Genomic DNA, 26,567 nt, shown 5'->3' on the forward strand with positions numbered 1-26,567 from the left:
TGACCATTTAATGACATTTTCGCCATGAAACCCATCCTAAAAATCGTCAATACGCAGCAGAGTGAAGCTTTTCAGATCATGAAAGTGAATGATCCTTATTTTTTTCCAACCTGGCATTTTCATCCTGAATTGGAGATCATGCTTGTGCAGGAAGGGTCAGGAATACGGTTTGTGGGCAACAGTATGGAGCGATTTCAGGCGGGAGACCTGGTGTTGTATGGAAGCAATATTCCGCACCTTTACCGCAGCGATAAGGAATATTACCAAAAAGACACTCCGCTGGTCTCACGGGCTACTGTTGTCTATTTCAAAGAGAATTTTTTGGGAGAAAGTTTTTGGCAATTACCTCCTATTTCTCCCATCAAAAAGTTGCTGGCTCTCTCAAAACGCGGCATTAAATTCAAAGGTGAAGCTAAAGAAGAACTGCAACGTCAGGTACAACAGTTGGACGACCAAAAAAACAGCATTGGTCGAATCATTGACCTGCTTTCCATTCTCAAAATCATGGCCGAGACCAAAGAATATGAATTGCTGCTCAACAATGCGTTTACCAAATACGTGAGCGAAGATGAATGCGAACGCATCAATAAAGTGTATCAATTCATCATCGACAATTATACCGAGAACCCAACCCTCGAACGTGTATCGGAAGTGGCAAATATGAGCGCAACGGCTTTTTGTCGGTATTTCAAATCACACACTAACAAGACCTACACACAGTTTCTGAACGATATCAAGGTAGACAATGCCTGCCGATTGCTCATTGATAACCGATTGAGTATTTCGCAAATTTGCTTCGAAACGGGTTTCAATAACTTTACCCACTTCAACGACCAATTCAAAAAAATCACGGGCATTACACCCAAGCAATATCAGTCTTCTCACCTGAATAAGTAAATACTTGAGTATAAATTTTAGAGTATTTGATGTAGTAGGCCATTCTCCGAGCGGGCGTTGCCGTTGCTCACAACCCGACCCGCCCGCTCACCGGAGTAATATCTATCTTGTAAAAACCCGAAAACTTTTGCTCAACTATTTAAAGAAATTGTACGGCTTTGGAAGCGTTAAAAGACATAAATCACCATCAGCGATTGACCGCTTGATAACTTTATGATGGGACTCATGAATGCAATGTCGGTAAACCCTTATCTTGCCCCTAAGTGTAAGCATTCATAATGAAAAGAGTATCTTGTGTCTGAATCCGCCCGGTATTTCCGGGCGGATTTTTGTTTGGTAAAATAGGGACAATACTAATACACCTCTTGCAATTCTGCACTTTAAGTATCTGATTATCTTCTGTTTTACTCATTCCAAAGATACCAAAGGCTGTATCTGCTGAAGGTATTTTCGAGCAAAATACATACGCAACAGATGCTTGACAACTATATTTACGAAAGTTGTCAGCCTACCTCACCTTCAAACGCTACTGTCATATTATACTATTTACTGAATAATAACCATGACAATTACTATTATTGACATTAACGGAACAGGCATTGCGGAGTTGATCTCGGAAAACATCGAAATCGCCAACGCTCAGGATGCCCTTGAATTATTGGCTAATGCCGGCTACCAAGGAGCCGAAAACATTATCATTCACCAAAAAAACATTACTCCCGATTTTTTTGATCTAAAAACAGGCATAGCCGGTGAGGTCCTTCAAAAGTTTTCCACCTACCAAGTAAAACTGGCCATTGTGGGGGATTTCTCCGCTTATACAAGTAAAAGTTTGAAAGATTTTATTTATGAAAGCAACAAAGCAGGTCGAATCAATTTTGTCCACTCTATTCCTGAAGCTAAGGAATCACTTCTAAAAAAATAATGGATACGTTGACTGATCGCCATAAAAAAAAATTTACTGCAACGATGAATCCGGCTTACGGATATCACAATAACTTTCACTAAAGAATTCGAAGAAACAGCGTTGAAGTTCAAAAATCCGAGGGCAGGAGTGGATTATTAACGTTTGCAAAATATTATCTGTATCAAGATCGTTATTTCCAACCGGCGTAAAACCATATAAAGTAAAAATAAGTTTAAATATATTAAAAATATTTCTCTTTTTAAATAAATATCTTATAAATAGTTGTTAAATTTGTAAAATATTTATTTAAGTAGGGTAAAGTGAGTAGAAACTGTCCGGCATTGCCGGGCAGTTTTTTTCTTTTGAAAAGAAAGCCGGCACGTTTTTGGATGTAACATCATCAGTGCGCTACAATCTAATGACAACGGTTTAGCTTTTGCTCATTTATTTCTGCTGAAATGAATATTTACAAACTCATCGTTAAGCTACTTATTATCTCGGCCTTGTTTTCGTTGTGCGCCATGCTTTTTGTTGCTTGGAAAAACAGTCGAAAAGTTGGCCACCATCAGCCCAAAGTTCAAACCACTTATTATCATACCCGCCATGCAAAAGGAAACACCAAAAATATACCTTTCGGATGTTACCTGCTGAATCACCCTCGCCCCCCCCATCGCAAACACTTGGTGTAATCTTTATTACAATTTTTTAAGCTTTTCCATCAATTTTTCCAGCGTAAAACTGTGTTCTTTGGATAAGCCGTCTTTGTATATAAAGCCGTTTCGAACAAACGTCACCCTTCGATTGCCTCTGACAAATACTCCCGAAACAGTGGCATAAAACCCTTTCTCTTCGAGTGCCTCAATCGCTTTTTCGATGTCTTTAATGGATAGTAATGTGCCTTGAATTTGATTCCCCATCGCTCATGCTGATAGATCATTATTGCCAATTCAGTTAAAAACGGCATCCTGTCAATGATATTTGCCGATATTTTTTTACCCTGAAAACCCGCACCTCATGCATTGGTGAAAGAAGTCGCTTTTTCATTCCGTTTATTTGTATTGAGCAAAAATCAAGCCGGTATTTTCAAAACCAAACATCTTTCAACGTTAGAAATAATATTAACAAAAATATTCGGTCAGCAAGTGTAAAACAAAGTAAGTTCCTGACGATAAATTGGAAAGTAAATGGTTATATGTAACGCCCGGTTTTGAAATAAAATATCCCAATATGTGACTTTCAAGAAAATCACAAGTCAAAATCAGGAAACACATTTGAAGCCATCTTGAGAATAAAGAAACTACTTGAAATCAGAGGTTCCCGGTTAAGAAAATACAATCGGGAAAATCGGCCCAAAGCTTTGAAAGCGGACCTTTAGGGCATTTATCTGATAATTTTCAAAGGCCAAATTGTCTTATTGCAGGTTTAAATGAAAAGTTTCAAATATTATGTAAAATTTATTCATAATAATTTCAAAGAGAAAGTTTAACGTATTAACTTTGAATCACTTACCCTACTTAAAAAATACATAAATGAATCACCTAACCTTACATTGCCCGATTTCCGGGTTGGACACGGTTCTCTATGAGAAATCTCAGGAGGATTTTAAAGGCATCTGCTACGTCATTCCCAGTATCAGCGAACAATTGCTGATTTTCATGGCCGACAACGTACTTCAGAACAGCGAACTTCGCAATACGCTGATCGAGCATCGCGAAAAATTTGTTAAAAATCTTGAAATGGTCTCAAAACTAAGACAAGAGACTGTTGTTTCTTCAGGCAATTGGTGGCTGTTTATGAAATAGTCTTTCCTGTTTGCCTTTAGCAAAAAAATTATAACTTTGAGTATAGTCTGTAACCTGTATGGCAATGCTGTGCAGGTTCTTTGTTTTATAAGAGCGGCAATAACAAAATATCCTTCAGACTCCACGTATATTTAATATGTCTTTTAATCTTCGTTTATACTGCCTATGGTAGGCCTATTCTCTCCGATACTGTTTAACTGACAAGGCATATATCGGTTATAATGGCAGTCACTACAATTTCATGCCAAAAAATCTTTGCTTTTTTTTATTTCGTACTTTTAAATGAAGTTTTATTTTATGTCTCATGAAATATGGACACATTACAGAGGCATGACTATCCGGTTAATCAAATGAAATATTCTGAGTCTCAGCCTGAATTTGAGTTTCTTGCCTGATCAATGATCACTTTATGTTTAATATCGAAAGGGTCTTCTACCGGTAACTTCCTGATTTAAATCTTTTTTCTTTCTAAAAATCATTTGAACGACGTAAAAAAGGCACGGAAATTGTATACTATATTAGTGTAAGGAAAAACACGAATGGTGCAGTTGTCCCATTTCAGCGCTTTAAAAGCCGAGATGTGAAGGAAAGTATGTTTTTTTACACCCTAAAAACATGCTGAAAGTTGAATAGTAACAACCCTTTCAGCATGTTTTACCGGATCATTTAAAAGTTAGCAGAAACAAAAATAAATTCACAACTTGAAACTATATCATTCCTGACCATGTCTTTTCTTCAAAAAACTCTAATTTACAACACGTTATGACAAAAAAGGAGATATGGGTGCAGGTTTCAGAATTAATGGAAGGCCGCTATGGTTTCTCCATCCGTGTCGGTCGTGTAAATAAGAAAAAGACATGGATATTGGAAAACAACCGTCAGCAGGCAGTTGCTCATCAAATCTTTGAACCGGACACACCCCCTTTTCAAAATGTTCATTGTCTCTTGGAAATGTCCCCTGACTCAGAGGATGAAAATTCAACCGTTGACGTGGTAGCATTTTGGATTAAAGCAAACCAATAGTTTCAAAACGGCTTTGATGACGTTTTGCGAAAAAGGTGCTGCTAAGTGAACAATTTGGAATTCAGATGAGCTTTCCAGCAGGGGCGGCACTCCGGAAGTTCCTAAAATGATAACAGGCAGCGGGTGCTCCAATTGATGCAAAGCACTCATCACGCTGCCGGATTGAGCAGCATGGCACATAATTACATCGGAAGGATGCGAAAACAAATTTGCCAGCAGGTCTCCGGGAGTGTGCGCGTTGATTCGCGTTAGGCTGTTGCCGATGGTCGACAGCATTTTATCCATAATGGATACTTCATCCTGATTGCCTTCAATCAGGAGAACATTAAGACTTGTTCGAGTCATTATCGTAGGGTATGGCAATCTAAGATTGCCTTTTTAAAGTAGGGTAAATTATCAGGGTAAATTTACGCATTAAATTGCCCATAAAAGAATCCGTTAGTGTTACGACATTTATTTATCCTATTAGGAGTGTAAAAAAAACTTTTAGGATAACTTCCAAAGCCATTGTTTACTCAAACCAAGTGATTTTTAAAGAAAATTCTGCACATACTTTACGATAAACCTACTGACGGCAATCCTTTATTTCGCGGGAAAATAAGTGTTTAAGAAGGTAAATACACGGTCAAAATGATTTAAAGGCTCGGTGTGTTTCCCAGTGATTGCAAGATGTTGATTGAAGTATGTAAATCGTTTTTCTCTCAGCCTCGCTATGATCTTTTCGGACATTGGAGCAGAAGGACAAATTTCATCGTCGGTAGCTGAAAGTAAGAGAATAGGTCCATTGATGTTTTCCACTTTGATCAAGGCCTTATGCTCAGCTAAAGTATCTTTGAGCATGGTTTCAAAAGCGCCTCTGAGGTCGCGCTTCATTAGAAAAGGCACAGCTTCTTCATTGACGGGGACAAACGCTAATTCCTTGTTTTGGAATGTCCAGCAGGAAGAAGAAAGATGCTCGGTATGTCCGGGGAAAACGGCATGGCTCGGCATCAATCCCACCACACATTTTATATCTTGGTAATAACTCCCTATCAACAATGCCAGATCGGCGCCTCTGGAGCCTCCTACTATTGCAATTTTCATTTTGTTGATTCTTGGATGCTTCGTAGCTTCAATAATGGCATCGTGGATAGCTTCAATGGCAATTTTATCCAATACCTTAGGTGCGCCTTTTACGCCAAAATAGCCGATGGCCAAAAATGCATATCCTTTTTCAGGAAACTGATCTCTTGTATTTTTCCAATGAGGGCTTGCCCAGGCATTGCCGCCTTCGGAGCCGCCAAGTCCCACAATCAGGGGTTGATTTTCTCCTTTCCCTACATACAAAACAGCCTGTGTACCGGTCGTTTTTAAGGTATCCTGCGCATGGCTTGAAAACAGTCGCAGGCTAAGCAGAGCAATGGTAAACAGTTGCGAAATTTTAGTCATTTTCATCATTTTTTCTTTTTGCAAAGATGAACGATGAAAAATTTCTAATTTTTGATCTACATCAAAAAATCACTTTTCAGCCCTGATCCGGCTGAGGGTTTCCTGCGTAATGCCCAAATAAGAAGCGATCATCCCAAGAGGAATGCGATGGTAAATATCCCGATACGTTGCACAAAAATGGGTATATTTCTCTTTTGCCGTCGTAAAACGCATCGAAGTGATCCTTTCCATCAAATGACCAAAGATACTGCCCATAGACAGTCTTGCGTAGCGTTCCATTTCAGGAAAGTTGTCAAAAAGATAACCCAGATCGTTTATGTGGAGATAGAACACTTCCGTATTTTCTATGGCGTCGATGTAATAAATATCCGTTTGCCTTTGCATGAAGCTTTTCGGAGAATTAACCCATTCGTTTTCAGCGCAAAAATATTCGCTTATTTCTTTACCGTCTTTCAGAAAGTAAGTGCGCAGCATTCCGTGATGAATAAAGTAACTCTTCGTGCAAACGGTATCCGCATTTAAGACTAACTCTCCTTTTTTAAAAGTTTTTACGTTCATTCTTTTCTCCAATGCATATTTTAAGGAATCAGAGAGTTTAATAAACTGCCGGAAATGTTGAAACAGGGCTTCCTGTTTTTCGAAGGAAATATTGGCTGCAAGTTGGGTCATATGTATTGGAAAATGTGGTCGATCTTATTGATTCTTTTTTGCAATATCTTTCGCAATTTTCTGTGCATCTGAGGCTATCTCCCGAATTTGTCCCGTTGGGCTTATCCAAAATCCACAAAAGTACAGGCCATCTTTACCAAAGTATTTTTGCTCATCGACACGTACTTTCAGGTCTTCAAAACGGCTTTTATCGACATCAATGATTTCTGCATAATCTCTATAGTATCCAATAGCGGCCACAACCGCATCAAAATCAGCCTGTTTACCGTCTGAAAAATGAACGGTTTTACCTTTCATGCGGTCAACGCCTCCATAAACAGTTATGTGCCCCTGTCGGATATGTTTTAGAGTGCCTATATCAAGTACAGGCGCTTTACCGTCTTTTTGAATCCCTTCAAGCGGCCCGTAAGGCATCTTTTTAAGGCCTAATTTGGTAATATCCCCAACCAGGAATCGTATTAAAGGGGCATTTAAGGTATCAGCTAAACGCGGTGGAAGGCTACGCATCAATAAACTCAGTTCCAATATCGGGACACCCAAGAGATCACGAGGCAAGATGTTTACAGGAGAGCGAACGGCCATCGCCGGAGAAGCTCCCTGTTCATACAGATCAATGGCAATTTCACAGGCTGAATTTCCAAAGCCAACCACCAATACGCTTTGTCCTTTAAAATCTTTGCCGGTTTTATACCCATAGCTGTGCATGATTCTGCCCGGAAAGGTTTCCATTCCTTTAAAATCGACCGGTTTGGGTTTACCAAACGGGCCGGTCGCCATGATAACGTATTTTGATTTAAAGGTGCCGTTGGTGGTTTCAGTGATCCAATGATCGTGTTCTCGCCTTATGGATATTGCTTCGGCAGTAAAGATCGGGCTGATATTAAATGTTTTTTGATATTCCTCCAAATAGTCAATTACCTGCCGGCGGCTTGGGTAACGCGGCAAGGCACTTCCCCATTTTTTATAGGGCAAACCTGAAACTCTTTTGTTGGTGTGAAGGTGAAGGCGCTCATAATGAGTACGCCAAGGCGCAGCTAATTCAGGTTGCTTTTCAATGATCTTATATTCGAGACCTTGTTTCTGCAAACAGGCGGCTAAAGCCAAGCCGGAGATACTTGCACCCACCACCAATGTTTCGGTTTGTTCCATCATTAAAGCACAGGAATACGTTATGAAATTGACAGACAAATTTTCAGGAATCAGTCAATCAATCGCACGCAAACGCTCAACAGTCGGTGCGATTGAAAAACTAAAGATAAGCTTTTGTCTGATTGTGCCCTAACGCATAGTCCGTGCAATGTGAAGTTGTTAAGAAACCGTGATCCAATAAGCGTCTTAATGCTTCAGCGATCTCTTTTTGATCATTCCGCCCTTGGTATCTTTTACACTGCTCATGACCACAAAAGAATTAGGATCAATCGTCAGAATTTCTGTGTTTAATTTATTGAGTTCCAAACGGGTAATAACCGTGTAAATAATATCAAACTCTCCGGTCGCGCCGCTTTTGCCATAGCCGCGCTTGCCTTTGTAGACGGTTACCCCTCGTCCCATTTCATTGATGATCATTTCCCGTATCTCTTCGCTGTGAAGTGAGATGATGGTCACGCCCGTGTATTCATCAATACCTTCAATAACAAAATCCAACGTTTTTGAAGCGGCCAAATACGTGATCATCGAATACAGGGCTGTTTCAATAGAAAGGAAATAAGCGGCGGCAAGGAAAATGACAATATTGATCATAATGATCACGTCGCCGATGGTCGTGCCGAATTTTCGGCTTAAAAAAATAGCCAATACTTCCGTACCGTCGATAACGGCCCCTCCCCTAACGGACAGCCCGATACCCGCTCCCAGAAAGAACCCGCCGAAAACCGCTACCAGCAGGTTGTCATTAGTCACTTCGGGAAAGTGGACAAAAGCCACGCAAACGGCCAATCCTGCAATGGCGAGTGCCGTTTTGATGGCAAATTGTCGGCCGATGACTATATAGCCCAGAAAAACAAAAGGCACATTTATCACAACGAGTAAAATATACAACGGAACTCCGGTTATCTTGGTGATCAATAGGGAGATACCGGTAGCGCCACCGTCGATGAAACTGTTGGGAATAAGAAAGCTTTCCAGTCCGAAAGCGGCGGAAGCAATGCCGAGCGATACCAGTATAAAGTCTTTGAAAAGACGTACAACATTAATTTTGAGCTCACGAAAGCCTTTGGCCAAGATGAAATCTGAATACTCATGGTCCCCGTCAGTACTTTTTTTATCACGAAGAATAGTCCGGGTAATTATTTTGGTCAAAAGCGAATTCATATTTTTTGGGTGGTTAGCGAATGGTAGTTTGTAATTTTAAGAAGTCGAGTAAAAGTTTTCGGCTTTTACAGAAAAGTATTGCTTGGCCGGTCGGGTTGTGAGCAACCCGACACACACCACCGTGCAGATTTTACAGAAAAGTATTGCTTGGCCGGTCGGGTTGTGAGCAACCCGACACACACCACCGTGCAGATTTTACAGAAAAGTATTGCTTGGCCGGTCGAGTTGTGAGCAACCCGACACACACCACCGTGCAGAGGGTTGCTCACAACCCGACCGACCGAGCACAGAACGATATAAGTGCTTTCACGGAAGCAACACTAACTATAAAAACACTGCGGCCAAACCGCAGTGCTTTTGAAAGTTTACTGCTTTTGCGGGACAACGGCCGCAATCCTGTCGTTAAAAATGGCACACCACTTTTCTGCCAACTGCAATTCTCCCGACAATGTCAGGCTGTCGTAGGCAGTGTTATAAAACTCTAAAATTGTTTCGGGTTTACTTTTATCCCGATGGGTAAATGCCAGTTCAAGTCTTTCAATAACTTTATGGTTTCCGTTGGTATGGCTTACCGTTCTGCCTGAATTAATGAGTCGACATTTTTGAATCTCGATCAGGTCTATTTGTTGCCACGTTTCTTGGTCTTTTGTTTTTCTTGTAAAAACAACGCCAAGTGCGGTGTCATCAATGCCTATGGCTGAGTTGCGCCATAAATCGTACCGACTGATTTTATACTTATTCTTTTCGCCATAGTTGGAAAGCTTCTCTACCAATTGTTGCTTTTTTTTACGGCTGTTTCTACTGATTAATACAAAGGGGATAATACAGATGAGTATGATCGTTATCCCTACGATCGATGCGCCTAAATCCATTTTTCAGTTTTTAAATTTTTACAATAGAATCCAATAGCAGTGCAGATGCGACATGAGCTGCCGTAGGTGCAAAAACTGTTGTGTTACGATTAGAATCCCGGGTAAAAACGCAATTACCAGAAGTAATGGAAAGGGAAAATAAGGTCGGTCCGCTGTAATCGCACCAACACATTTTTTGAATAGAAACTGTATTGAGAAAAGGTACTGAAGAATAAGTGCTCTGCCGTTTTGACCCATGCCGAAAATTCATTGAACGGGTTTTTATGCGGTGGTGGCGGCGTATTTTGAAACGCCGTAATGGATATTGTGGCCTGTGCCGGAGTGCAAAGCAGGTTAGACAGTTGTAACGAACTGCTGTGTTTGCTTTGGGCACCGGTAAGTTTTGAAAAAGCAGAATCTGCCCCCAACCCATTGCTGCTGTATAAGCTTACGGCGAAGCAATACAGGGCAGAGATGGTCAGCAGCGCTATGATTCTGAATGTCTTTTTCAAGGCACGAAGGAGCGTTTTTAAAGTGAATATCCGCAAGTTATGACAATTTAGCGACGTTTACAACTCAAAATGAGGCAAAAAGTGAAGATTAAAAGCAAAAAAGGCTGCGTTTTCGGCAGTTGCGAAGATGATTTCGGAAAATATAAAATACCGAGTATTCGGGTATCTGTTCTGTCTTTTATCCCAAAAATACAATGGCTTTTTAATCCATACTTCACCGTAAAAACGCCTGATAGTAGCAGATTGAAAAAAAGAAGCAGTAAAGTTGCATTTGCCTGTTTGGCAGGTTATTGTTTTAATTGTTTTTCCTAAATCGACCCTTTCTAATGAAAACACAACTTGCCAAAGTGCGATGGTATCGTATTGTTCCGATTGCTTTCATCACCTACAGTTTGGCCTACCTCGACCGGGCCAATTTTGGATTTGCGGCGGCCGGAGGGATGAATGAAGATCTTGGTATCACAAAGGGCGTTTCGTCTCTGCTTGGATCACTTTTTTTTCTTGGTTATTTCTTTTTCCAGATACCGGGCGCGCATTATGCATCGCACAAAAGTGCCAAAAAGTTAATTTTTATTTCTCTGATTCTGTGGGGAGGGCTGGCCGCCGCAACGGGAATGGTAAGCAATGTGAGTTCGCTGATCGTTATCCGATTCATGCTTGGCGTGGTGGAGAGCGCCGTAATGCCTTCTATGCTTATCCTTCTGAGCCAATGGTTTACCAAAGAAGAACGTTCCAGAGCCAACACGTTTTTGATCTTAGGAAATCCCGTTACGGTGCTGTGGATGTCGATCCTGTCAGGCTATTTGATCAATTCCATGGGTTGGCGTTGGATGTTCATCATTCAGGGAATTCCGGGAATTTTGTGGGCATTTGTCTGGTGGAAATTGATCGACGAAACTCCCAAAGAAGCCAATTGGCTTACCGGTGAAGAAAAGACGGCCATTGAAGAACGTTTACAGCATGAACAGTTGGCCATGAAGCCCATCAAGAATTACGCACAGGCGTTCCGATCTAAAGTGGTGATTCTGTTGTGTCTGCATTATTTTTTGTGGAGTTTCGGGGTGTATGGGTTTGTGATGTGGCTGCCTTCCATTATAAAACAACAACCAAACATGGATATTGTGACCACGGGTTGGCTATCGGCCGTTCCTTACATTGTGGCCATCGTTGGAATGCTCGGGGCTTCCTATTTCGCAGATAAGACACTCCAACGGAAGCGTTTTATCTGGCCTTTCCTGCTCATTGCCGCTGCCGCGCTCTTCGGCACTTTTCTGTTGGAAGACTATAGCTTTGGGTTATCCTATTTCTTACTGGTAATAGCGGGGGGGGCTTTGTATGCGCCGTATGGACCGTTTTTTGCGCTTGTTACCGAGTTATTGCCCAAAAATGTAGCCGGCGGAGCCATTGGATTGGTCAACAGTATGGGAGCTTTGGGGTCGTTTGTCGGGTCTTATCTCGTGGGTTATCTCAACGGCCTTACCGGTACGTTCAATGTCTCTTATATTTTTATGGCAGTAGCGGTGCTGATTTCTGCTTTATTGACATTGGTCATAACAAAGCCGTCGCAACCTGTTGCGACGGCCCTTGCTTCTGTTCCGGAATAAAAGTTCTAAAAGCAATTAAGTCAACCTCTAATTTCATCTGCTAAAGGTATTTTTTCATATAGGCGATCATGTGCGTCCAGTCGGTCGGTAACACCGTGTGCCCTCCTTAGTGCATAAAATAACCCAGATGATTCATCAACAAAGAGGTATCACCGGCGGCCGGCATTTGGGTGGTTTCGGGGCCTTTTTCATTAAATAGTTTATAGACAGGCGCTGCTGCGATGGCAGAAAGAAACTCGCCTTTGGGGTCTGACGCAGTAATGGGGAGTGTGGCGAAGGCAATAATTGGGCCTTAGTCGGTTCCAACTGTTCTTTCAGCCATTGGTTGTCTTTTTTGAACAAATCGGCAGCGTTACTTTTCTTCCTGCCCGTATCCAATATATTCCCATTATGCTAAAAATACAGCCCCAAGAATTTGAGCCCCCTGAAGAACTGCGGGATTCCATAAAGTGCTTTTGGTATACCCGAAGAGACTTCGGAGAATTACCATCGAGTTTTGAGGTGGTGCCTGATGGCTACGCTGAAATTATTTTTTATTTCGGCAGCGCCTGCAGCATCTCTTACAATGGAGGTTTGCAGTCACTGCCATCACCATTTATGGTGGGATTGCTCAATCAACCTGTTCTTTTTTACACGAAAAATCGTTTGGAAATCCTTGGCATTAGGTGCTTTCCCTGGACCGTGTTTGATTTGCTCGGGTTGCCGTCCGGTAAAGATAGAGTGCGCATATTTGAACATCCAATTGCTCAACTTCAATCTACTTTGGATGAGTGCATTCATGCTGATAGGATAGATGAAGCGGTGGCTCAGCTAAACCGGTATTTCCTGCATGTAGGGTCGCGGATCGCTACTGACAGTATGCTGTCCAAAGCGGGAGTTGCTATGAGGGAAGCAAACGGCACCCTACCGGTCAATCAGGTAGCGGCGGCGGCTCATGCGACGGTTCGTACACTGGAAAGGAAGTTCAGGCAATCTTCCGGTCATACGGTTAAAGACGTGTCAGGCCTGATGCGCTTTGAGCAGGTACGAAACCGGTTATGGCTTAACCCGGATTCCAATATTGCCGGCTTAGCACATGAGCTGGGTTATACGGATCAATCTCACCTAAGCAGAGAATTCAAGCGCTACAGCGGCACTACGCCGGCGGCATTCGCGCGAAAAGCAAAGAAACAGGCTGTAAACATTGATTTTGTCGCGTTTGTACAAGCCTAACGCCGAAATATTCCGGAATTTTGTGCTTTAATCATTGTTCTATGAAAACGACACAAAATCATTGTATTCACGATGTGATCATTTCCGGCGCAGGACCTGTAGGCCTATTGTTAGCCTGTGAACTCGCCTTAGCCAAATGTTCTGTCCTGGTTCTGGAAAAGGCAGAGAATCCGCATTCACCCTTAAAGCAGCCTCCTTTCGGAATACGGGGACTCTCCACGCCTACTGTTGAAGCGCTTTATCGCCGTGGATTGCTGAAAGAGCTTGAGCTACATAAACGCCTTAAAAACCCCCACGCAAACGCCGTTCAGGGGGCACGTCGTCAGGCAGGGCACTTCGCCGGCATTCCATTCTATGAGGGTGATATTGACACCTTGCAGTGGAAGTATCGCCTGCTAAGTTCACCCTACACCCATTTATTGTCTTCAATAGAGGAGATTGAGTCTGCGCTGTCTCGCCGGGCAGAAGAATTGGGTGTGGAAATAAAGCGCGGGCTTGCCGTTACCGGCCTTTATCAAACTGAGGACGAAGTAACTGTTCAGTCAGGTGACCAATCTTTTAAAGGTAAATGGCTCGTGGGTTGCGATGGAGGCCGTAGTGTCGTTCGCAAGGCAGGCAGTTTTGAATTCACCGGTACAGACCCGGAATTTACGGGTTACTCTGCTCAAGTTGACATTGCCGATCCGGAAAAGCTGCGTCCGGGCCGAAACGTGACACCAACAGGCATGTACCTCCAATCGCAACCGGGTTACGTAATCATCCAAGATTTTGATGGTGGATCATTTCATACTTCAGAAAAGCCAATCACGCGCGACCACCTACAGGAAGTACTGCGCCGCGTCTCGAACACCAACGTGACTATCAATGCGCTACATATCGCAACTACGTGGACTGACCGGGCACGGCAGGCCACAAGCTACCGCAACGGACGAATCCTTTTGGCCGGCGATGCCGCGCACATTCATTCGCCGTTGGGAGGCCAAGGGCTTAACCTTGGACTGGGCGATGCCATGAACCTTGGATGGAAACTTGCCGCAATCGTCCAAGAGAAAGCGCCGGAAGGTTTGTTGGACAGTTATTATACCGAACGATACCCAATTGGTGCGCAGGTGTTGGATTGGTCACGCGCTCAAGTTGCCCTCATGCGACCGGACCCACATGCCCGCGCACTGAATGCCATTGTCCGTGATCTTATGGATACACGCGATGGTGCCACTTACTTTGCCGGAAGAGTATGGGGCATTTTTACACACTATGATCTCGGTGGCGACCACCCTTTGGCAGGCCACAGCGTCCCCAACTTTGAGTTGGAAGACGGTACAATGATCGGCGAGTTAATGCACGATGGCCAAGGTATACTGCTTGATTTTGACAAAAATGCTTCACTTAAAGCTTTGGCGAGTGAATACAGCGACCGAATCAACTATGTTTTGGGCCGGGCCAAGGAACAATTAGGCTTAACCGCCGTACTGATCCGCCCCGATGGGATTATCGCTCGGGCTTCCGACAACGACCCGGATCGCGGCGAGTTCCAAAAAGCTGTCGCTCGTTGGTTTGTTTGTAATTCAGAAACCAACATTAAAAAAAGCTGATAGACAGGTGAAAATTATATATTTGTTCATGGAATCAGACAAATAAACCGAAAATGGAACCGGGAACAGAACTATATTTGGAGTCACTCAAGGCAATTTGTCCTACCCTGACCGATCATGAACTTTCTCAGTTTGCCTCAAAACTCACCCTTAAAGAACTACAAAAGAAAGCGCTTTTTATTGAAGCAGGTACAGTCCAAAAAGCAATAGGATTTATTGCAAAAGGGTTGGTTCGTTCCTTTTATGTTGATCGCGATGGGAATGAAATAACAGTTGGTTTTTATTCAGAAGGAGAATATGCCACCCATTACCCCGCATTTATTACCCAAAAACCCGGCAGTTATACCATTCAATGTTTAGAGCCTACCACCATGATTTGTCTTTCCTATGAAGACATACAATGGTTATATCAAACGTTTCCCGTTTTTGAACGCTATGGGCGGTTAATTGCCGAAGAGATCTTGAAAAGGCAACAGGCCCGTATTGAGAGTTTCATCTTTAAAACCGCTGAAGAGCGTTACCTTGATTTTATCAAACATCATCCCACCTTATTCAACAGAATATCACTGTCCCACCTTTGCAGCTATCTTGGCATTGAACGACAATCACTTACCCGAATTCGCCAAAAATTAGCTCACCCATAGTTTTTGACACATTTGTGTCAGGTCTGCCCTTCATTTACGCCCCACCTTTGCAGTATCAATTTAACACAAACTGCAATGGCAAAGAACATATTACTCATACTGGGGCACCCATCGGAAAATTCTTTCTGCAACGCATTGCTTGATGCCTACCAAAAAGGGGCGGAAAGTACAGGTGGCAACTGCAAAATTATCTATGTATCAAAACTGAATTTTAACGCAAATCTTTCGGACGGTTATAAAACCGGCGAAGCGATACCCCTTGAAGAAGACCTGATTGCTTCACAACAACTCCTTACCTGGGCCGACCATGTAGTGATTGCTTATCCAAACTGGTGGGGTTTTATGCCGGCCATCACCAAAGGCTTTATAGACAGGGTATTTCTGCCCGGCTTTGCCTTCCAACATCATTCCGGAAAAATATTTCCCGAAAAACTTTTGAAAGGAAAAAGCATGCGGCTTTTGGTAACGATGGATACGCCTAAATGGTGGTTCTACCTTATTTATCGGGCATCTCAGTATCAAATACTGAAAGACATCGTGTTTGGTTACGTTGGCTTCGACCCCATCCGATTTTCCACTTTTGGATTCATGAGAAAATCAACCGACAGTCAGCGGACCGGGTGGCTACGAAAAGTGGAGCAACTGGGTAAGCAATTTAAATGATGAAAGCGTCTTCAACACTATTTTATTCATCACATCTCTCAGTCAATGAAAATAAATAAGCGGACAAGCCGAACACCGTAATACGAATACAAAGTAGGCAATACCATTCATTATACTAACAATTCAAAAAGAAAATGGAAAATACAGTTTCGTTGCTGCTGTCAGCAGCAGTAGCCCTCTCCGCATTTACATCCTGCTCTAAAGAGGATGAAGTTTTCGGTAATGATCCGCAAACGTATGTTTTGGTTCATGGAGCATGGCAAGCCCCTTATGTTTGGGATGCCGTCCGTTCCGACCTGATCGGTCAAGGCAACAAAGTAGTCGTAGTTGAACTGCCGGGACACGGTGCCGACATGACCCCTCCGCACACCCTGAGTCTGGATGTTTATCGGGACAAAGTGATTGAAGCGCTGTCGAAAGTAGATGGCAAAGTTATTCTGGTAGGACACAGCATGGGGGGGATGGTTATAACCCATGTAGCCGAGAAAGCACCTTTCAAGATCAGTAAGCTGGTGTATATTGGGGCTTTTCTTCCTGCCTCGGGACAGGCTCTTACCGACTTGGCCTTTTCATATCCGGACTCCAAACTTGGCCCTTTGCTGATTCCATCGGCCGATCAGTTGGCACTTGATGTGAAGCACGATAGCTTAACCTATCTTTTTATAAACGATGGTTCACAAGCCGAAAAAGAACGCGTACTTGCCAACTATCGCGCCGAGCCGGCCATTCCGTTTACCAATAAGGTTACGCTGACCAATGATCATTTTGGGGCCGTAGAAAAAGTATATATCAAGACCCTTCAGGACATTGTGATCAGCCCGGGCCTCCAGAATCGAATGATCGCCGAAGCCGGCATCAAAACAACCTACGAGGTCAATACCGGCCATTCACCCTTCCTTTCTCAACCGCATGCAGTAGCAAATCTGTTGCTCAAGATAGGACAAGGCAGTAACATTACGACCGAGGTTAGCCGGTAAGAACGGCCAATTAAGGATCCAATTGGCCGTTTTTCAAACAACTTGCGTAGGCATAAGAGTATGTGGGGATTAATTCGTAACATTCCTCTACAATTATTACCACTTCTTCCGGTTTCAGCAGGCTTTTGGAGGCTTCTCGCCTGCGTGGCTGCGCTCGTTTTTCAACAGCTATTTATCCCTGACGGCGCTTTGGGCAGATGTCTGTACGTGGCTTGTTGCATTGCGTCATTCTAATGAATCAGCCGGAAAAAGACTCCAAGATGGCCACCAACGCCGCTACACAACTCGACGGTTTTACCATTCAGCGCGGTTATGCGGAATTTTATACCGGCAACCAAAATTCAGACCTGAATGATCCCAACCTGTTGAGTTCGGGGGGCGGCATTTTGGCCATTGACAAAAGCAAAGGCCTCATTACCAATTGTACCCTGACAGACAACCGCGCGACATCAGGTGGGGCAATAATGGTCATGGATAGCAGTCAATTGAGGATTACCAAAACGATTATCGGGGGCAACGAAGCCAATTTTGGCGGTGGTATTTATGTGATCGGCGGCAGCAAGCCCCGGTTGGAAAATGTGCCGGTCGTCACCAACAAAGGCCTGGGCGGCGGAATGTATGTCAATCAAAGCCAACCTATGTTGGTCAACTGTACCATTGCTTCCAATAATGGTAACGGCAGCGCGGGAGGAATCTTTAATATTAACAGTGTTACTACGGTAAAAAACAGCCTGTTGTGGGGCAATACTTCGCCGCAGACTACACAGGAAAGCATGATCACCTACAGTATCGTGGAAGGCGGCTATACGGGCACGGACAATTCGAGTCAAAATCCGTTGTTTGTCAATGCGGGCTCGAGTGGGTTGGCACCGATGGGCGGTTTGGGAGATTATCATGTACAACCCTGTTCGACGGCCATCAATGCGGGCACTAACACGGATGCCCCGATGGTAGATCTGGATGGGAATGCTCGCCCTTATTCAAGCGGCATCGGTATTACAGACATGGGTGTATATGAAAGTCAGACCACGGGCAGCACAGGTCCCGATCAACTGACGGTAAATGAACCCATTACAGAAGGTACGGTGCTGAAGACAGGTAGCCGAATTACAGGAACCAATCAGGTATCGGGAGCCACGGTGGTGTATCAGGCAAGTCAGTGGGTGACCCTGTTGCCGGGTTTTAGTGCAACGGCAAATGAAGGCAAGAGTTTTCAGGCTGTCATCGGAGGATGTCCATAATCTGACAGATAACCGATAAACACAAAATAATCGCAGGATGAGCGGTGGGTTATTTGCAATGGAAAGCGGGGTCAAGTTACTCCGCTTTCAAACCAAATCGGGCCAAGAGAAAACCGTTTTTTTTAGCTAATAAAACCTGCATTGAGAGAACTACAGCGGTTGTTAGTCAAATAAATTGGTCTGTATGTGGTAAAGGCTATATATTTGATTTAAAAATTATAATGTCATGGTGAAAAGAATATTAATTACCGCTACCGTCCTGTATGTATTTGGGGCCGGCTTTTCTTCTGCCGTTGCGCAAAAGGCCGGCAATCTTCCGCCGGTCGAAACCAACGCCCCTAATTCAGAGTATAAATCCGCTTTTTCGGGACAAACCCGCATCTCCGGAGTCAAAACAAAAACGCCGTATGAAGGAAAAGTACTGACCGAAGGCCTCCAAAGTCCGTGGGGAATTACAAGTCTTCCTGACGGTCGTCTGCTCATTACCCAGAAAGAAGGAACAATGCGTATTGTGACCACCGACGGTAAGGTAAGTGACCCGATCACCGGTCTGCCAAAAGTGAACTCGGCGGGTCAGGGCGGACTGCTGGGCGTTCGGGTAGACCCCCAATTTGCCAAGAATCGAATGGTTTACTGGGTATTCTCCGAACCACTGTCGGAAGGAAACCTAACGGCTGTTGCCAAAGGGAAATTGTCGGCCGATGAGAAGACCATTGAAGATGCAAAGGTCATTTATCAGGCAACTCCGGCGTATAAAGGAACATTGCACTACGGTGGACGCATCCTTTTTGACAAAGCCGGTAATCTGATCATCAGCACCGGTGAACGTTCTGATCTGGTCACACGCCCGCAGGCGCAATCGGTCAATTCGGGCTTGGGCAAAGTGATTCGGATCACCACAGACGGTCAACCTGCTCCGGGGAATCCCTTCGCAGGAAAGGCCGATACCCGACCTGAACTGTATTCTTACGGTCACCGAAACGTACAAAGCTTGGCGCTCCATCCGGTCACCGGTGACTTGTGGGAAGGGGAATTTGGCCCAAGAGGCGGCGATGAGATCAACCGCATTCAGCCGGGCAAAAACTACGGTTGGCCTACCATTACCTACGGAATTGAATACAAGGGGTCAAAGGTGGGAGACGGTATTCAGCAAAAAGAAGGATTGGAACAGCCGGTGTATTATTGGGACCCGTCGGTATCGCCCAGCGGCATGACCTTTTACAGCAGTAACGCCATTCCTGAATGGAAAAACAATCTGTTCGTCGGAGCCTTGAGCGGAATGCACATCGCTCGGTTGGTGATCGAAAACAACAAAGTAGTGGGCGAAGAGCGATTACTATCCTCCGAATTTCAACGTTTTCGGGACGTCACCCAAGGCAATGACGGAGCCCTGTATGCCATTACCGACAGCGGAAGGCTGTACCGTATCTTTAAAAAATGATACCTTTTTGTTGTTATCAGTCCGGAGAACTATCGCTCTCCGGACTGATAGTGTTTACACTATATCCAAAAGGCAGACATAATCACTTCAATGAGAGTGCTTTCACCGTATTGTGATTGAAGGTGGGCACATACAACACTTTAGCATCAGAATTATAGTCGATATCGGCGGAATTAATTTTCTCGGCAGTGGTATCCAGTTTTAACTCCGTTGTCCCATCGGCCCGAACATGCCAAACTTTACCGCCCCATTCCGAGACCATGTAGGCTTGGCGGCCCAATGCCGTTATACCATCAATGCCGCCCGTCACTTTGCCAAGGGTTTTTACATTTTTGGTGGCCGGGTCCACCGCCAACAGCGAACCGTCTCCATTGCCGATCAATACTTGATTGTTGTCGAATAATAAACCGTTAGGATTTTGGAGGGGAGCTCCTTCCACCACCAACTCCGCTTTTCCATTGGTCAGCGACCATACCCTGTTACTTCCCATATCTGTCACATAGATGATATTCTTTCGAGTATCTATGGCAATGTCATTAAGAAATTTAGCCTCCGGTATTGAATACCGATTCACCACTTTTCCGGTGCTGAGTGAGATCTCCGCGACCTGTGCCATTTCCGTCACATAGAGTTTATCACCTAAAATACCCATTCCTTTGGTGGAATTGAGGTTTTCAGTAAAGCGTAATTTGATCACTTTTCCGTCCAAGCCTACCTTGGCAATAAAACTGCCTTTGTTTTCTGCGGTTGGTCTTCCATTGATACAGGCCACATAGAGGGCTTTTTGTGCAGGATAATACAAAACCGATTCAGGTGTGCGGAGGGTGGTATCGGATTCCCAGAGCGGTTGAAGACTAACAGTTTGAGCATAAATTGGAACCACTACACTTCCAAAAAGGCCAAGCAAGGCAGCGAACAAAGGGGTCTTTTTCATTAGAGGATTGTTAGAGTGAACTTTTATTGACGGTACCAAAGCGTGTTTACTATCAATAAGGCGGCTTCGTTAGAAATATAACAGGTGTAAGTGACCCTGTTCAAAATTAATTAAATTTATCTGATTTTAAACTGTCTGTAGTTTAGGGATACTTACACTCTATTATGGTCCTGATGCTTTTTGCAAGGTTTTTCTTTAAGAAGACGCGAAGGGTAAATGTTTAAAATGAATATCATCATACTACATAAAAGCGCAATTCAATTCTTAGAATTACGCTTTTATGTAGAAAATCAATAATTACTTACTACAATTTACCTTAAATTAAAGACTGTTGAGTTGTCAGCATTCTCATTATTTTTATCATCATCCTGTATATTATTCATATCGAAATTCAGAGATTGAAGGACAAAATCCGCAAATTCATCTTTAATTTGATTACCGTCAGGGCTATGTAATTTTCTGTTTATTGCCCCTGTAAATAAATCTATGATTTGTATAAATAGGTTGTCTTGTGAAGAAACAACCTCAAAACTATCAAGAAGCAAACCATTAGTATTTTGATTTTTAAGCCTTTCCCTAATGTTGGCAAGTTTTAAATGGTCACTTCCTGCTTCATCTTGATCAATCCAAACTTGTAAATTTCTAGGCAACGGCGCTCTTCTACTGTCATGTTCGTGCTGAATTCCTCTACTCAATAAATGATAAGTCAGATCAGTAATAGCGCCATTTTTATCTTTTAAGCCTTTATTGTTAATTACTATAATTTTAAATCCAATGGCAGGATAAAGGCCTAAAAATAGAGAAAAGAAATCTTTGTAAGTTTGCAAGCGCTCTCTTGTCAACTTACTAAAATGGAATTCGAAATCAATTTCACTATTCCTTTTCCATTCAGTAATCTTCCTATGTGAGCCTAGCGATTCCTTTTCTAAAACCCAAAGAGAACCAACTGAGAGATAATCCTGTGTTTTCCCAGTTTCGTCAATATAAACAGTATAACTTCCTATACCACTTGGTCTATCATCAATTGCTGTTTGCCTATATTCATCTTCAAGTACTCCTCTCAATTTTTTTACGTCATCATTCGCTTCAAAAAGTCTATAATCATTTTGAATCCTTCTCCGCTCTCTTGTCATTGAAGTATACCTAGTAAGCTTCCTTAAGTTTTCTTTCGTTAGATTCCCTTCGTTAAAGTATTCATCTTCAAAAGTATTCCAATACTCCCAAACCAAATCAATATCAGAGTTTCTTGATTCATAGGAGTTATTTAGAATATAAGCCACTTTATCCCGTGCGCTTTCAAAAATCCTACTACTTAACCTATTTAAAGTATCCTGCTTTTCTTTCGCAATTTTTATAAGCTCTGCTTCTGTAAGTTGTTTTTTTCTTCGTGGCTTTAGTTCTTCGCCATCAGAATCATAATGTTCCATGAGGTAATAGAGATTTAGGTTTATTTATAAAATTGAATTAATTCTTGTTCAAAAAAACGGTCGTTTTCGTGGACTATTAGGCTTTACATTGTTTCCTGAAAATTCATTTGGGAAAATGGTTCACAATTCCCGTCCACAAATGTTAGTTCATTAAATTTGGGTTTTAACATTTTAATGAACTTTCTACCATGAAAATCGGCTACGCACGCGTTTCGACCCAAGACCAAAATTTAGGGCTCCAACTTCAAGCCCTTAAAGAGGCAGGTTGCGAAAAAATTTTTAAAGAAAAAGAAAGTGGTGCGAAAGCCGACCGCCCCGAACTTGCCAAATTATTGGAACAAATCCGTGAAGGTGATACTGTTATTGTTTGGAAACTTGACCGCTTGGGTCGTTCCCTGAAACACTTAATTGAAACCGTCAATCTCTTTGCCGAAAAAGGCGCAGAGTTCAAAAGCCTGAAAGAATCCTTCGACACATCAGGCGCAACGGGCAAACTCGTTTTTAACATCTTCGCATCCTTTGCCGAATTTGAACGCGACATGATCCGCAAACGTACTAACGCAGGTCTGGCAAACGCTCGACGGGTAGGCCGCACAGGTGGCAGACCAAAAGGACTATCCGACGAAATCAAAGCAAAGGCCGAAACCGCCAAAATCCTCTACGAATCAAAATCCTTATCCGTCAATGGCATCTCACGGCAACTTAACATATCTAAAACGACTCTTTATAAACTGTTGGAATCGAAAGGGGTAAAAGTTAACGTTAAGGCATTGGCGATGTAGCGGAATTCATTGAACGTCCAATGCTGATTAAAGTTACAAAAGTTCATTGTTTCTTCTGCTACTCGGCGTTGTTCGTCTGCCGAAACAGAAGATAATTAGCGAACATAAAACTGAGGATATATTCGTCGCCCCACCATATTGCCAATGCAATATGGTGGGCAGGCTTTTAGTTAATTCCAAATATTAATTGTTGAGTTGTCAGAGATTTAGGCTGAATGATTTCAGGGTGCTGGTCGCTAAAATCTCTCGCCGTTTTGTCGGAAGCCGTACTGTGTGTTCTACCAAAATAAATAAACTCTGATTCATCAGCAAAGGCTGTCTCCAATAAATATTTTGAATAAACTCCGCCCTTCGGTGTGTCATGAGAACATTCCCCTTTTGCACATGAGTACATTTTTATTTGTTGAGGTGAAGCTTCTGTAATTCGTTTTTCAAACCTTGCTCTCGTTCCTTCGTATGCGCTAAAAGATTTCTCAAGCTTCATACTTCTGATACTTTCAGACAAATTTTGTGCGTACACTCTACAGCAGTCTAAAATAGTTACTTGCTTTCTTGAGATATTTTCAAATCTTGATTCTGAGAATAATTCCCCATCTGGATTTAATTCTAAAATTGTCTCTCGTTTCATTCCACCATGACCGCTGAAAATTACAATTGCATAATCAAGATTTTGATTTTTTAGAGAATCAATTAAATTTATTAAGTCATCCTTTTTGGGATTTAATTTCTCGATCATTTCAGAGTCATACCATTCACCCCCAGTCTTACTTTTGAAATAATTTTTATAATTTTCTAAGTCAATTTTAACTCCAGGAAGACCGTCATTATTGCCTACAAGTAAAATTTTCTTTTTCATATTAGCTTAGATAATCTGTTATGAGCTGTTTAAATTGTTTGTCATAAGAATCTACATTTTCAAATGTGTTAACTGGGTTTAGCCAATACTCCTTGTGAAGCCGTATCCAGTCTTTTGCAGCAACGTAGTTGTCAATCTTTTTTCTGTTATACTTATAATGAGACGACAACCTTGCTAAGAAATTAAAAAGTAGAGTACAATAAAGGTCATATCTCAAATATTCGTCTTTCCCTGAAGTCTTATTTTCATTCCATGTTTTAATAAAGTCGGGGTTTTCTAAATATGGATACTGTAAAGCTATTTTGAGTAATGAGTCCAACTGGTCGTCTAAATATTTCATTCTGTTACTTCTGTTAATATACAAGGTTACTGTCGCAGAAGTTGCAGCAGAAATAATGGTAGCAATTGCAGCAGTTGTTATTGATAATTCCATAGATTGAAGATTGTCGATTTAAGCTTGCCCATAACTCTCGAATATACGAAAGCTTTATGCGTCTATTCACAAATATAGGTTTGATAGATGTACTTCCGATATCAAACCGCAATGCGTATTTTGTATTTTTATAAACCTAGAGTAGTACATTAATACATGCATAAAGGATAAAAAACGCGTCTATTTGGTCAAAGGTAAATATTATAAAAACTAATCCGTATCTGAGCAAAAAGTTATCAAGCGGTCATTCCAAAGGTGAAATTTATTTTTATCAATTAACTTTGATTTTAAAAGCACTATTCTTCAAAAAGTCCAACAAAAAACTGTTCACTTTTACCCAAAACTTGTAAACTCAAAATAACAATTATGTTCACCCCCCGCCCCCCCCGCTTAGTTTTTGCCACAATAATGACCATTACCCTACTTTCTGGCTTTTGTACAATGGCTCAGGTAAACGAAAACCTCCAGAAGTTGGAAAAGTACGAGGCTTCATTGAAGGAATGGCATAATCGTAAGTTTGCCGCAGATCGCAAAGAATTCCTTGAAACAACCAAAAAGAAATGGTGGTATTATCTCCCAAATGTGGGGATTACACTTGGAATGCCAACTATCAGCACAAATACAGGGACATTGGCCCAAATTGACCGCGACAGGCAAACTAAGAAAGCCAAATTGGAAGCATTATAGGCACAAGCAGAGTTTCAGTTTAGAGAAGAGTTGCTACAGCTACGAGCCAAGTACAAAATTCTGACAAATGAAATGGCAAGTTTGCAGCGAAAAGCAAAAGTCATAGAAAAGCGTACCCAGATTACGAAAACCTATCAGGAAGGCTACGAAAGCTTGAAAGTAACACCGCTTGAAATGATGCAACAGGAACTAACACAAACAACGGCTGAAAACCAACTTGCAGAAGAATATACCAACATTGACCGCAAGATCATCGAACTGGAAACGTTTGCTCATTATCTGTTTCCTGTAATGGCTCAGTTGATTGACATGGAAGAAATGGACTGTGAAATGAAAAACATTACACCTTATCCCACACGCCCAGAATAACGGCGTTCTTATACGCATCTACAATCTTGGCATAGCGCATGGTCATTTTTAAGTCTGAATGGCCTAATACTTTTTGAATGACTTCAATCGGTACACCCATCACCAATGAAAGAGTCGCATACGTATGACGCGCTACGTGTACCGTAATCAGTTCAAATTTCTTTTTATACTTAATTATTGGAAAGCCCTTTTGATACTCTACAGTTTGCGTTTGTACCGTTATTCCCGCCAATTCTGCCACTTGCTTCAAATATTCATTCATCTTTTGATTAGAAAGAACAGGCAGTGAACGTAAAGAGCCATCGTATTTCCTCAATATTTCAAGCGCAAAAGCAGGAATAGGAACTTGCACGCTCTTAGCCTCTTTCATCCGTGAACGCGACTTTTTAGGTACTAATTCAATGTAACTATAACTGGCTTCGTTTTTGATTTCATTCGACGTCAATCCGTGTAAATCTCCATAACGAAGCCCTGTATAACAAGAAAAAAGAAACGCATCTCGAACCCGCTCCAATAAATTGGTCGGAACCTGATCATAAGCATCAATCCATAATTTGCCGTGAGCAGCTTCAAATTTTTGCAAACGACCCACTATTATATTATAGGCTTTGTGAGTTCCTAAAGAGACTGATGAGCGCCGAGTTTTAAGGAAACTCGAATACATTTCTATTAATCCTTTCCGTTTTTCCTGCTTCTTAGGCTTCATAAGCTCCCGCAATGTGCGAGGCTGGGGAATCCGTTTGCCAATGATTCACGATAAACCGCTCGAATCCGAGATTCTAACGAATCAAGCAAATTATTACCACTCAAGAACTCAGGAGCCGACCGACGAAGTCGCATCTTTTTAGCATCCCAATCTTTAGGAAGACATTTCAGACCCGCCGACATTTTCAGCCGTTGACCATCATAAGTACAATCAATAAAGACGGGACATTCACCCGATTTGTCAGCATAATAAGAATCCAGCCGAAAGTTTAGTTTCATACGGACAGAATCACGGACAGAAAAAGTAAAGAAATAGTATCGTGACCCAAAGGGCAAAGAAACAAAAAACGCGCTTAAAACCATGTTTAAGCGCGTTTTTCAATACGTTTGTTATACTTAGCTTTACTAAGTTGTGGACGCGTAGGGATTCGAACCCCAAACCTCCTGATCCGTAGTCAGGTGCTCTATCCAATTGAGCTACGCATCCGATTCGTTATTGTTCCCATTGTTTTGGGACTGCAAAGGTAGCTGGTTTTATATAAAATCCAAACGCGGAATACGTAAAATTTCTAAAAAATTTGCTTCCTGACTGATAATCAAT

The 26,567-nt window shown here is 42.3% G+C and carries 30 protein-coding genes and 1 tRNA gene; 16 read left to right on the plus strand and 15 right to left on the minus strand.

Going from position 1 to position 26,567, the window contains the following annotated elements:
* The first annotated feature begins 24 nt into the window (after window positions 1-24).
* The 3 genes from ACQY73_RS08805 (at window position 25) to ACQY73_RS08815 (ending at window position 2,493) form a co-directional block, all read left to right on the plus strand.
* Complete coding sequence (locus tag ACQY73_RS08805) at window positions 25-897, plus strand: AraC family transcriptional regulator (RefSeq protein WP_428664326.1); 873 nt, start codon at window positions 25-27, stop codon at window positions 895-897.
* Window positions 898-1,459: 562 nt separating this feature from the next.
* Entirely contained in the window at window positions 1,460-1,822 is a 363-nt protein-coding gene (locus ACQY73_RS08810; protein WP_428664329.1) for a DUF4180 domain-containing protein, read from the plus strand.
* Window positions 1,823-2,262: 440 nt separating this feature from the next.
* The gene (locus tag ACQY73_RS08815; RefSeq protein ID WP_428664332.1) at window positions 2,263-2,493 is read left to right on the plus strand and encodes a hypothetical protein; all 231 of its coding nucleotides are present in this window, start codon (window positions 2,263-2,265) and stop codon (window positions 2,491-2,493) included.
* Window positions 2,494-2,499: 6 nt separating this feature from the next.
* Here ACQY73_RS08815 and ACQY73_RS08820 read toward each other — a convergent pair whose 3' ends face one another.
* Window positions 2,500-2,721 (minus strand): hypothetical protein, encoded by a 222-nt coding sequence (locus tag ACQY73_RS08820; RefSeq protein WP_428664334.1) that lies wholly within the window; start codon window positions 2,719-2,721, stop codon window positions 2,500-2,502.
* Window positions 2,722-3,333: 612 nt separating this feature from the next.
* Between ACQY73_RS08820 and ACQY73_RS08825 the strand changes: the two genes are divergently transcribed.
* Window positions 3,334-3,606 carry a hypothetical protein gene (locus ACQY73_RS08825; protein WP_428664337.1) on the plus strand — a complete coding sequence of 91 codons (273 nt, stop codon included), beginning with the start codon at window positions 3,334-3,336 and terminating at the stop codon, window positions 3,604-3,606.
* A gap of 762 nt (window positions 3,607-4,368) precedes the next feature.
* The gene (locus ACQY73_RS08830) at window positions 4,369-4,629 is read left to right on the plus strand and encodes a hypothetical protein (RefSeq protein WP_428664339.1); all 261 of its coding nucleotides are present in this window, start codon (window positions 4,369-4,371) and stop codon (window positions 4,627-4,629) included.
* Here ACQY73_RS08830 and ACQY73_RS08835 read toward each other — a convergent pair.
* The 7 genes from ACQY73_RS08835 to ACQY73_RS08865 all read right to left on the minus strand — a co-directional run bounded on the left by ACQY73_RS08835 (window position 4,585) and on the right by ACQY73_RS08865 (window position 10,399).
* A complete protein-coding gene (locus ACQY73_RS08835; RefSeq protein ID WP_428664342.1) occupies window positions 4,585-4,974 on the minus strand; it encodes a hypothetical protein in 390 nt (129 codons plus the stop codon). The genes ACQY73_RS08830 and ACQY73_RS08835 overlap by 45 nt on opposite strands.
* 237 nt (window positions 4,975-5,211) lie before the next feature.
* Window positions 5,212-6,057 (minus strand): acyl-CoA thioester hydrolase/BAAT C-terminal domain-containing protein, encoded by an 846-nt coding sequence (locus tag ACQY73_RS08840; protein ID WP_428664345.1) that lies wholly within the window; start codon window positions 6,055-6,057, stop codon window positions 5,212-5,214.
* A 69-nt stretch (window positions 6,058-6,126) separates the two neighbouring features.
* Entirely contained in the window at window positions 6,127-6,726 is a 600-nt protein-coding gene (locus tag ACQY73_RS08845; RefSeq protein WP_428664348.1) for a Crp/Fnr family transcriptional regulator, read from the minus strand.
* A gap of 24 nt (window positions 6,727-6,750) precedes the next feature.
* On the minus strand, window positions 6,751-7,878 hold the full coding sequence (locus ACQY73_RS08850; protein ID WP_428664351.1) for a flavin-containing monooxygenase: 1,128 nt from the start codon (window positions 7,876-7,878) through the stop codon (window positions 6,751-6,753).
* 183 nt (window positions 7,879-8,061) lie between these two features.
* Complete coding sequence (locus ACQY73_RS08855) at window positions 8,062-9,036, minus strand: YitT family protein (RefSeq protein WP_428664354.1); 975 nt, start codon at window positions 9,034-9,036, stop codon at window positions 8,062-8,064.
* A 365-nt stretch (window positions 9,037-9,401) separates the two neighbouring features.
* A complete protein-coding gene (locus ACQY73_RS08860) occupies window positions 9,402-9,908 on the minus strand; it encodes a hypothetical protein (RefSeq protein WP_428664357.1) in 507 nt (168 codons plus the stop codon).
* Window positions 9,909-10,021: 113 nt separating this feature from the next.
* Window positions 10,022-10,399 carry a hypothetical protein gene (locus ACQY73_RS08865; protein WP_428664360.1) on the minus strand — a complete coding sequence of 126 codons (378 nt, stop codon included), beginning with the start codon at window positions 10,397-10,399 and terminating at the stop codon, window positions 10,022-10,024.
* A gap of 326 nt (window positions 10,400-10,725) precedes the next feature.
* Between ACQY73_RS08865 and ACQY73_RS08870 the strand changes: the two genes are divergently transcribed.
* The 8 genes from ACQY73_RS08870 to ACQY73_RS08905 all read left to right on the plus strand — a co-directional run bounded on the left by ACQY73_RS08870 (window position 10,726) and on the right by ACQY73_RS08905 (window position 19,773).
* A complete protein-coding gene (locus ACQY73_RS08870) occupies window positions 10,726-12,003 on the plus strand; it encodes an MFS transporter (protein WP_428664363.1) in 1,278 nt (425 codons plus the stop codon).
* A gap of 285 nt (window positions 12,004-12,288) precedes the next feature.
* Entirely contained in the window at window positions 12,289-13,215 is a 927-nt protein-coding gene (locus tag ACQY73_RS08875; protein WP_428664366.1) for a helix-turn-helix domain-containing protein, read from the plus strand.
* A gap of 41 nt (window positions 13,216-13,256) precedes the next feature.
* Window positions 13,257-14,807: an FAD-dependent monooxygenase gene (locus tag ACQY73_RS08880; RefSeq protein ID WP_428664369.1), complete on the plus strand. Its 1,551-nt coding sequence runs from the start codon at window positions 13,257-13,259 to the stop codon at window positions 14,805-14,807.
* Window positions 14,808-14,860: 53 nt separating this feature from the next.
* On the plus strand, window positions 14,861-15,451 hold the full coding sequence (locus tag ACQY73_RS08885) for a Crp/Fnr family transcriptional regulator (protein WP_428664372.1): 591 nt from the start codon (window positions 14,861-14,863) through the stop codon (window positions 15,449-15,451).
* A gap of 75 nt (window positions 15,452-15,526) precedes the next feature.
* On the plus strand, window positions 15,527-16,114 hold the full coding sequence (locus ACQY73_RS08890) for an NAD(P)H-dependent oxidoreductase (protein WP_428664375.1): 588 nt from the start codon (window positions 15,527-15,529) through the stop codon (window positions 16,112-16,114).
* Between the two features lie 134 nt (window positions 16,115-16,248).
* Window positions 16,249-17,091, plus strand: a complete 843-nt coding sequence (locus tag ACQY73_RS08895) for an alpha/beta fold hydrolase (protein ID WP_428664377.1) — start codon at window positions 16,249-16,251, stop codon at window positions 17,089-17,091.
* Window positions 17,092-17,324: 233 nt separating this feature from the next.
* Window positions 17,325-18,332, plus strand: a complete 1,008-nt coding sequence (locus ACQY73_RS08900; protein WP_428664380.1) for a 3-coathanger stack domain-containing protein — start codon at window positions 17,325-17,327, stop codon at window positions 18,330-18,332.
* A gap of 226 nt (window positions 18,333-18,558) precedes the next feature.
* Window positions 18,559-19,773, plus strand: a complete 1,215-nt coding sequence (locus tag ACQY73_RS08905; RefSeq protein WP_428664383.1) for a PQQ-dependent sugar dehydrogenase — start codon at window positions 18,559-18,561, stop codon at window positions 19,771-19,773.
* Window positions 19,774-19,855: 82 nt separating this feature from the next.
* Here the strand turns inward: ACQY73_RS08905 and ACQY73_RS08910 are convergent, their stop codons facing one another.
* Together ACQY73_RS08910 and ACQY73_RS08915 are read right to left on the minus strand one after the other, a co-directional pair.
* Window positions 19,856-20,707, minus strand: a complete 852-nt coding sequence (locus ACQY73_RS08910; protein WP_428664385.1) for a PQQ-binding-like beta-propeller repeat protein — start codon at window positions 20,705-20,707, stop codon at window positions 19,856-19,858.
* A gap of 311 nt (window positions 20,708-21,018) precedes the next feature.
* Window positions 21,019-22,134: a DUF3800 domain-containing protein gene (locus tag ACQY73_RS08915; protein WP_428664387.1), complete on the minus strand. Its 1,116-nt coding sequence runs from the start codon at window positions 22,132-22,134 to the stop codon at window positions 21,019-21,021.
* A 188-nt stretch (window positions 22,135-22,322) separates the two neighbouring features.
* Between ACQY73_RS08915 and ACQY73_RS08920 the strand changes: the two genes are divergently transcribed.
* A complete protein-coding gene (locus ACQY73_RS08920; protein ID WP_428664389.1) occupies window positions 22,323-22,916 on the plus strand; it encodes a recombinase family protein in 594 nt (197 codons plus the stop codon).
* A gap of 166 nt (window positions 22,917-23,082) precedes the next feature.
* On the opposite strand, the gene ACQY73_RS08925 is transcribed toward ACQY73_RS08920, so the two are convergent.
* Complete coding sequence (locus ACQY73_RS08925; protein WP_428664392.1) at window positions 23,083-23,772, minus strand: caspase family protein; 690 nt, start codon at window positions 23,770-23,772, stop codon at window positions 23,083-23,085.
* A 1-nt stretch (window position 23,773) separates the two neighbouring features.
* The gene (locus ACQY73_RS08930) at window positions 23,774-24,205 is read right to left on the minus strand and encodes a hypothetical protein (RefSeq protein WP_428664394.1); all 432 of its coding nucleotides are present in this window, start codon (window positions 24,203-24,205) and stop codon (window positions 23,774-23,776) included.
* Window positions 24,206-24,646: 441 nt separating this feature from the next.
* Here ACQY73_RS08930 and ACQY73_RS08935 point away from each other — a divergent pair, with 441 nt between their 5' ends.
* Window positions 24,647-24,892 carry a hypothetical protein gene (locus tag ACQY73_RS08935; protein WP_428664396.1) on the plus strand — a complete coding sequence of 82 codons (246 nt, stop codon included), beginning with the start codon at window positions 24,647-24,649 and terminating at the stop codon, window positions 24,890-24,892.
* A gap of 72 nt (window positions 24,893-24,964) precedes the next feature.
* Window positions 24,965-25,261 carry a hypothetical protein gene (locus ACQY73_RS08940; protein WP_428664399.1) on the plus strand — a complete coding sequence of 99 codons (297 nt, stop codon included), beginning with the start codon at window positions 24,965-24,967 and terminating at the stop codon, window positions 25,259-25,261.
* On the opposite strand, the gene ACQY73_RS08945 is transcribed toward ACQY73_RS08940, so the two are convergent.
* The 3 genes from ACQY73_RS08945 to ACQY73_RS08955 all read right to left on the minus strand — a co-directional run bounded on the left by ACQY73_RS08945 (window position 25,233) and on the right by ACQY73_RS08955 (window position 26,453).
* On the minus strand, window positions 25,233-25,967 hold the full coding sequence (locus tag ACQY73_RS08945) for a site-specific integrase (RefSeq protein ID WP_428664402.1): 735 nt from the start codon (window positions 25,965-25,967) through the stop codon (window positions 25,233-25,235). The two genes, ACQY73_RS08940 and ACQY73_RS08945, sit on opposite strands and share 29 nt — an antisense overlap.
* Window positions 25,964-26,329 carry an Arm DNA-binding domain-containing protein gene (locus ACQY73_RS08950; RefSeq protein ID WP_428664404.1) on the minus strand — a complete coding sequence of 122 codons (366 nt, stop codon included), beginning with the start codon at window positions 26,327-26,329 and terminating at the stop codon, window positions 25,964-25,966. The genes ACQY73_RS08945 and ACQY73_RS08950 overlap by 4 nt, the downstream gene beginning before the upstream one ends.
* Window positions 26,330-26,379: 50 nt before the next feature.
* A tRNA-Arg gene (locus ACQY73_RS08955) sits at window positions 26,380-26,453 on the minus strand.
* Window positions 26,454-26,567 lie beyond the last annotated feature (114 nt).

It is taken from the genome of Runella sp., assembly GCF_965279615.1.
GTDB lineage: Bacteria > Bacteroidota > Bacteroidia > Cytophagales > Spirosomataceae > Runella.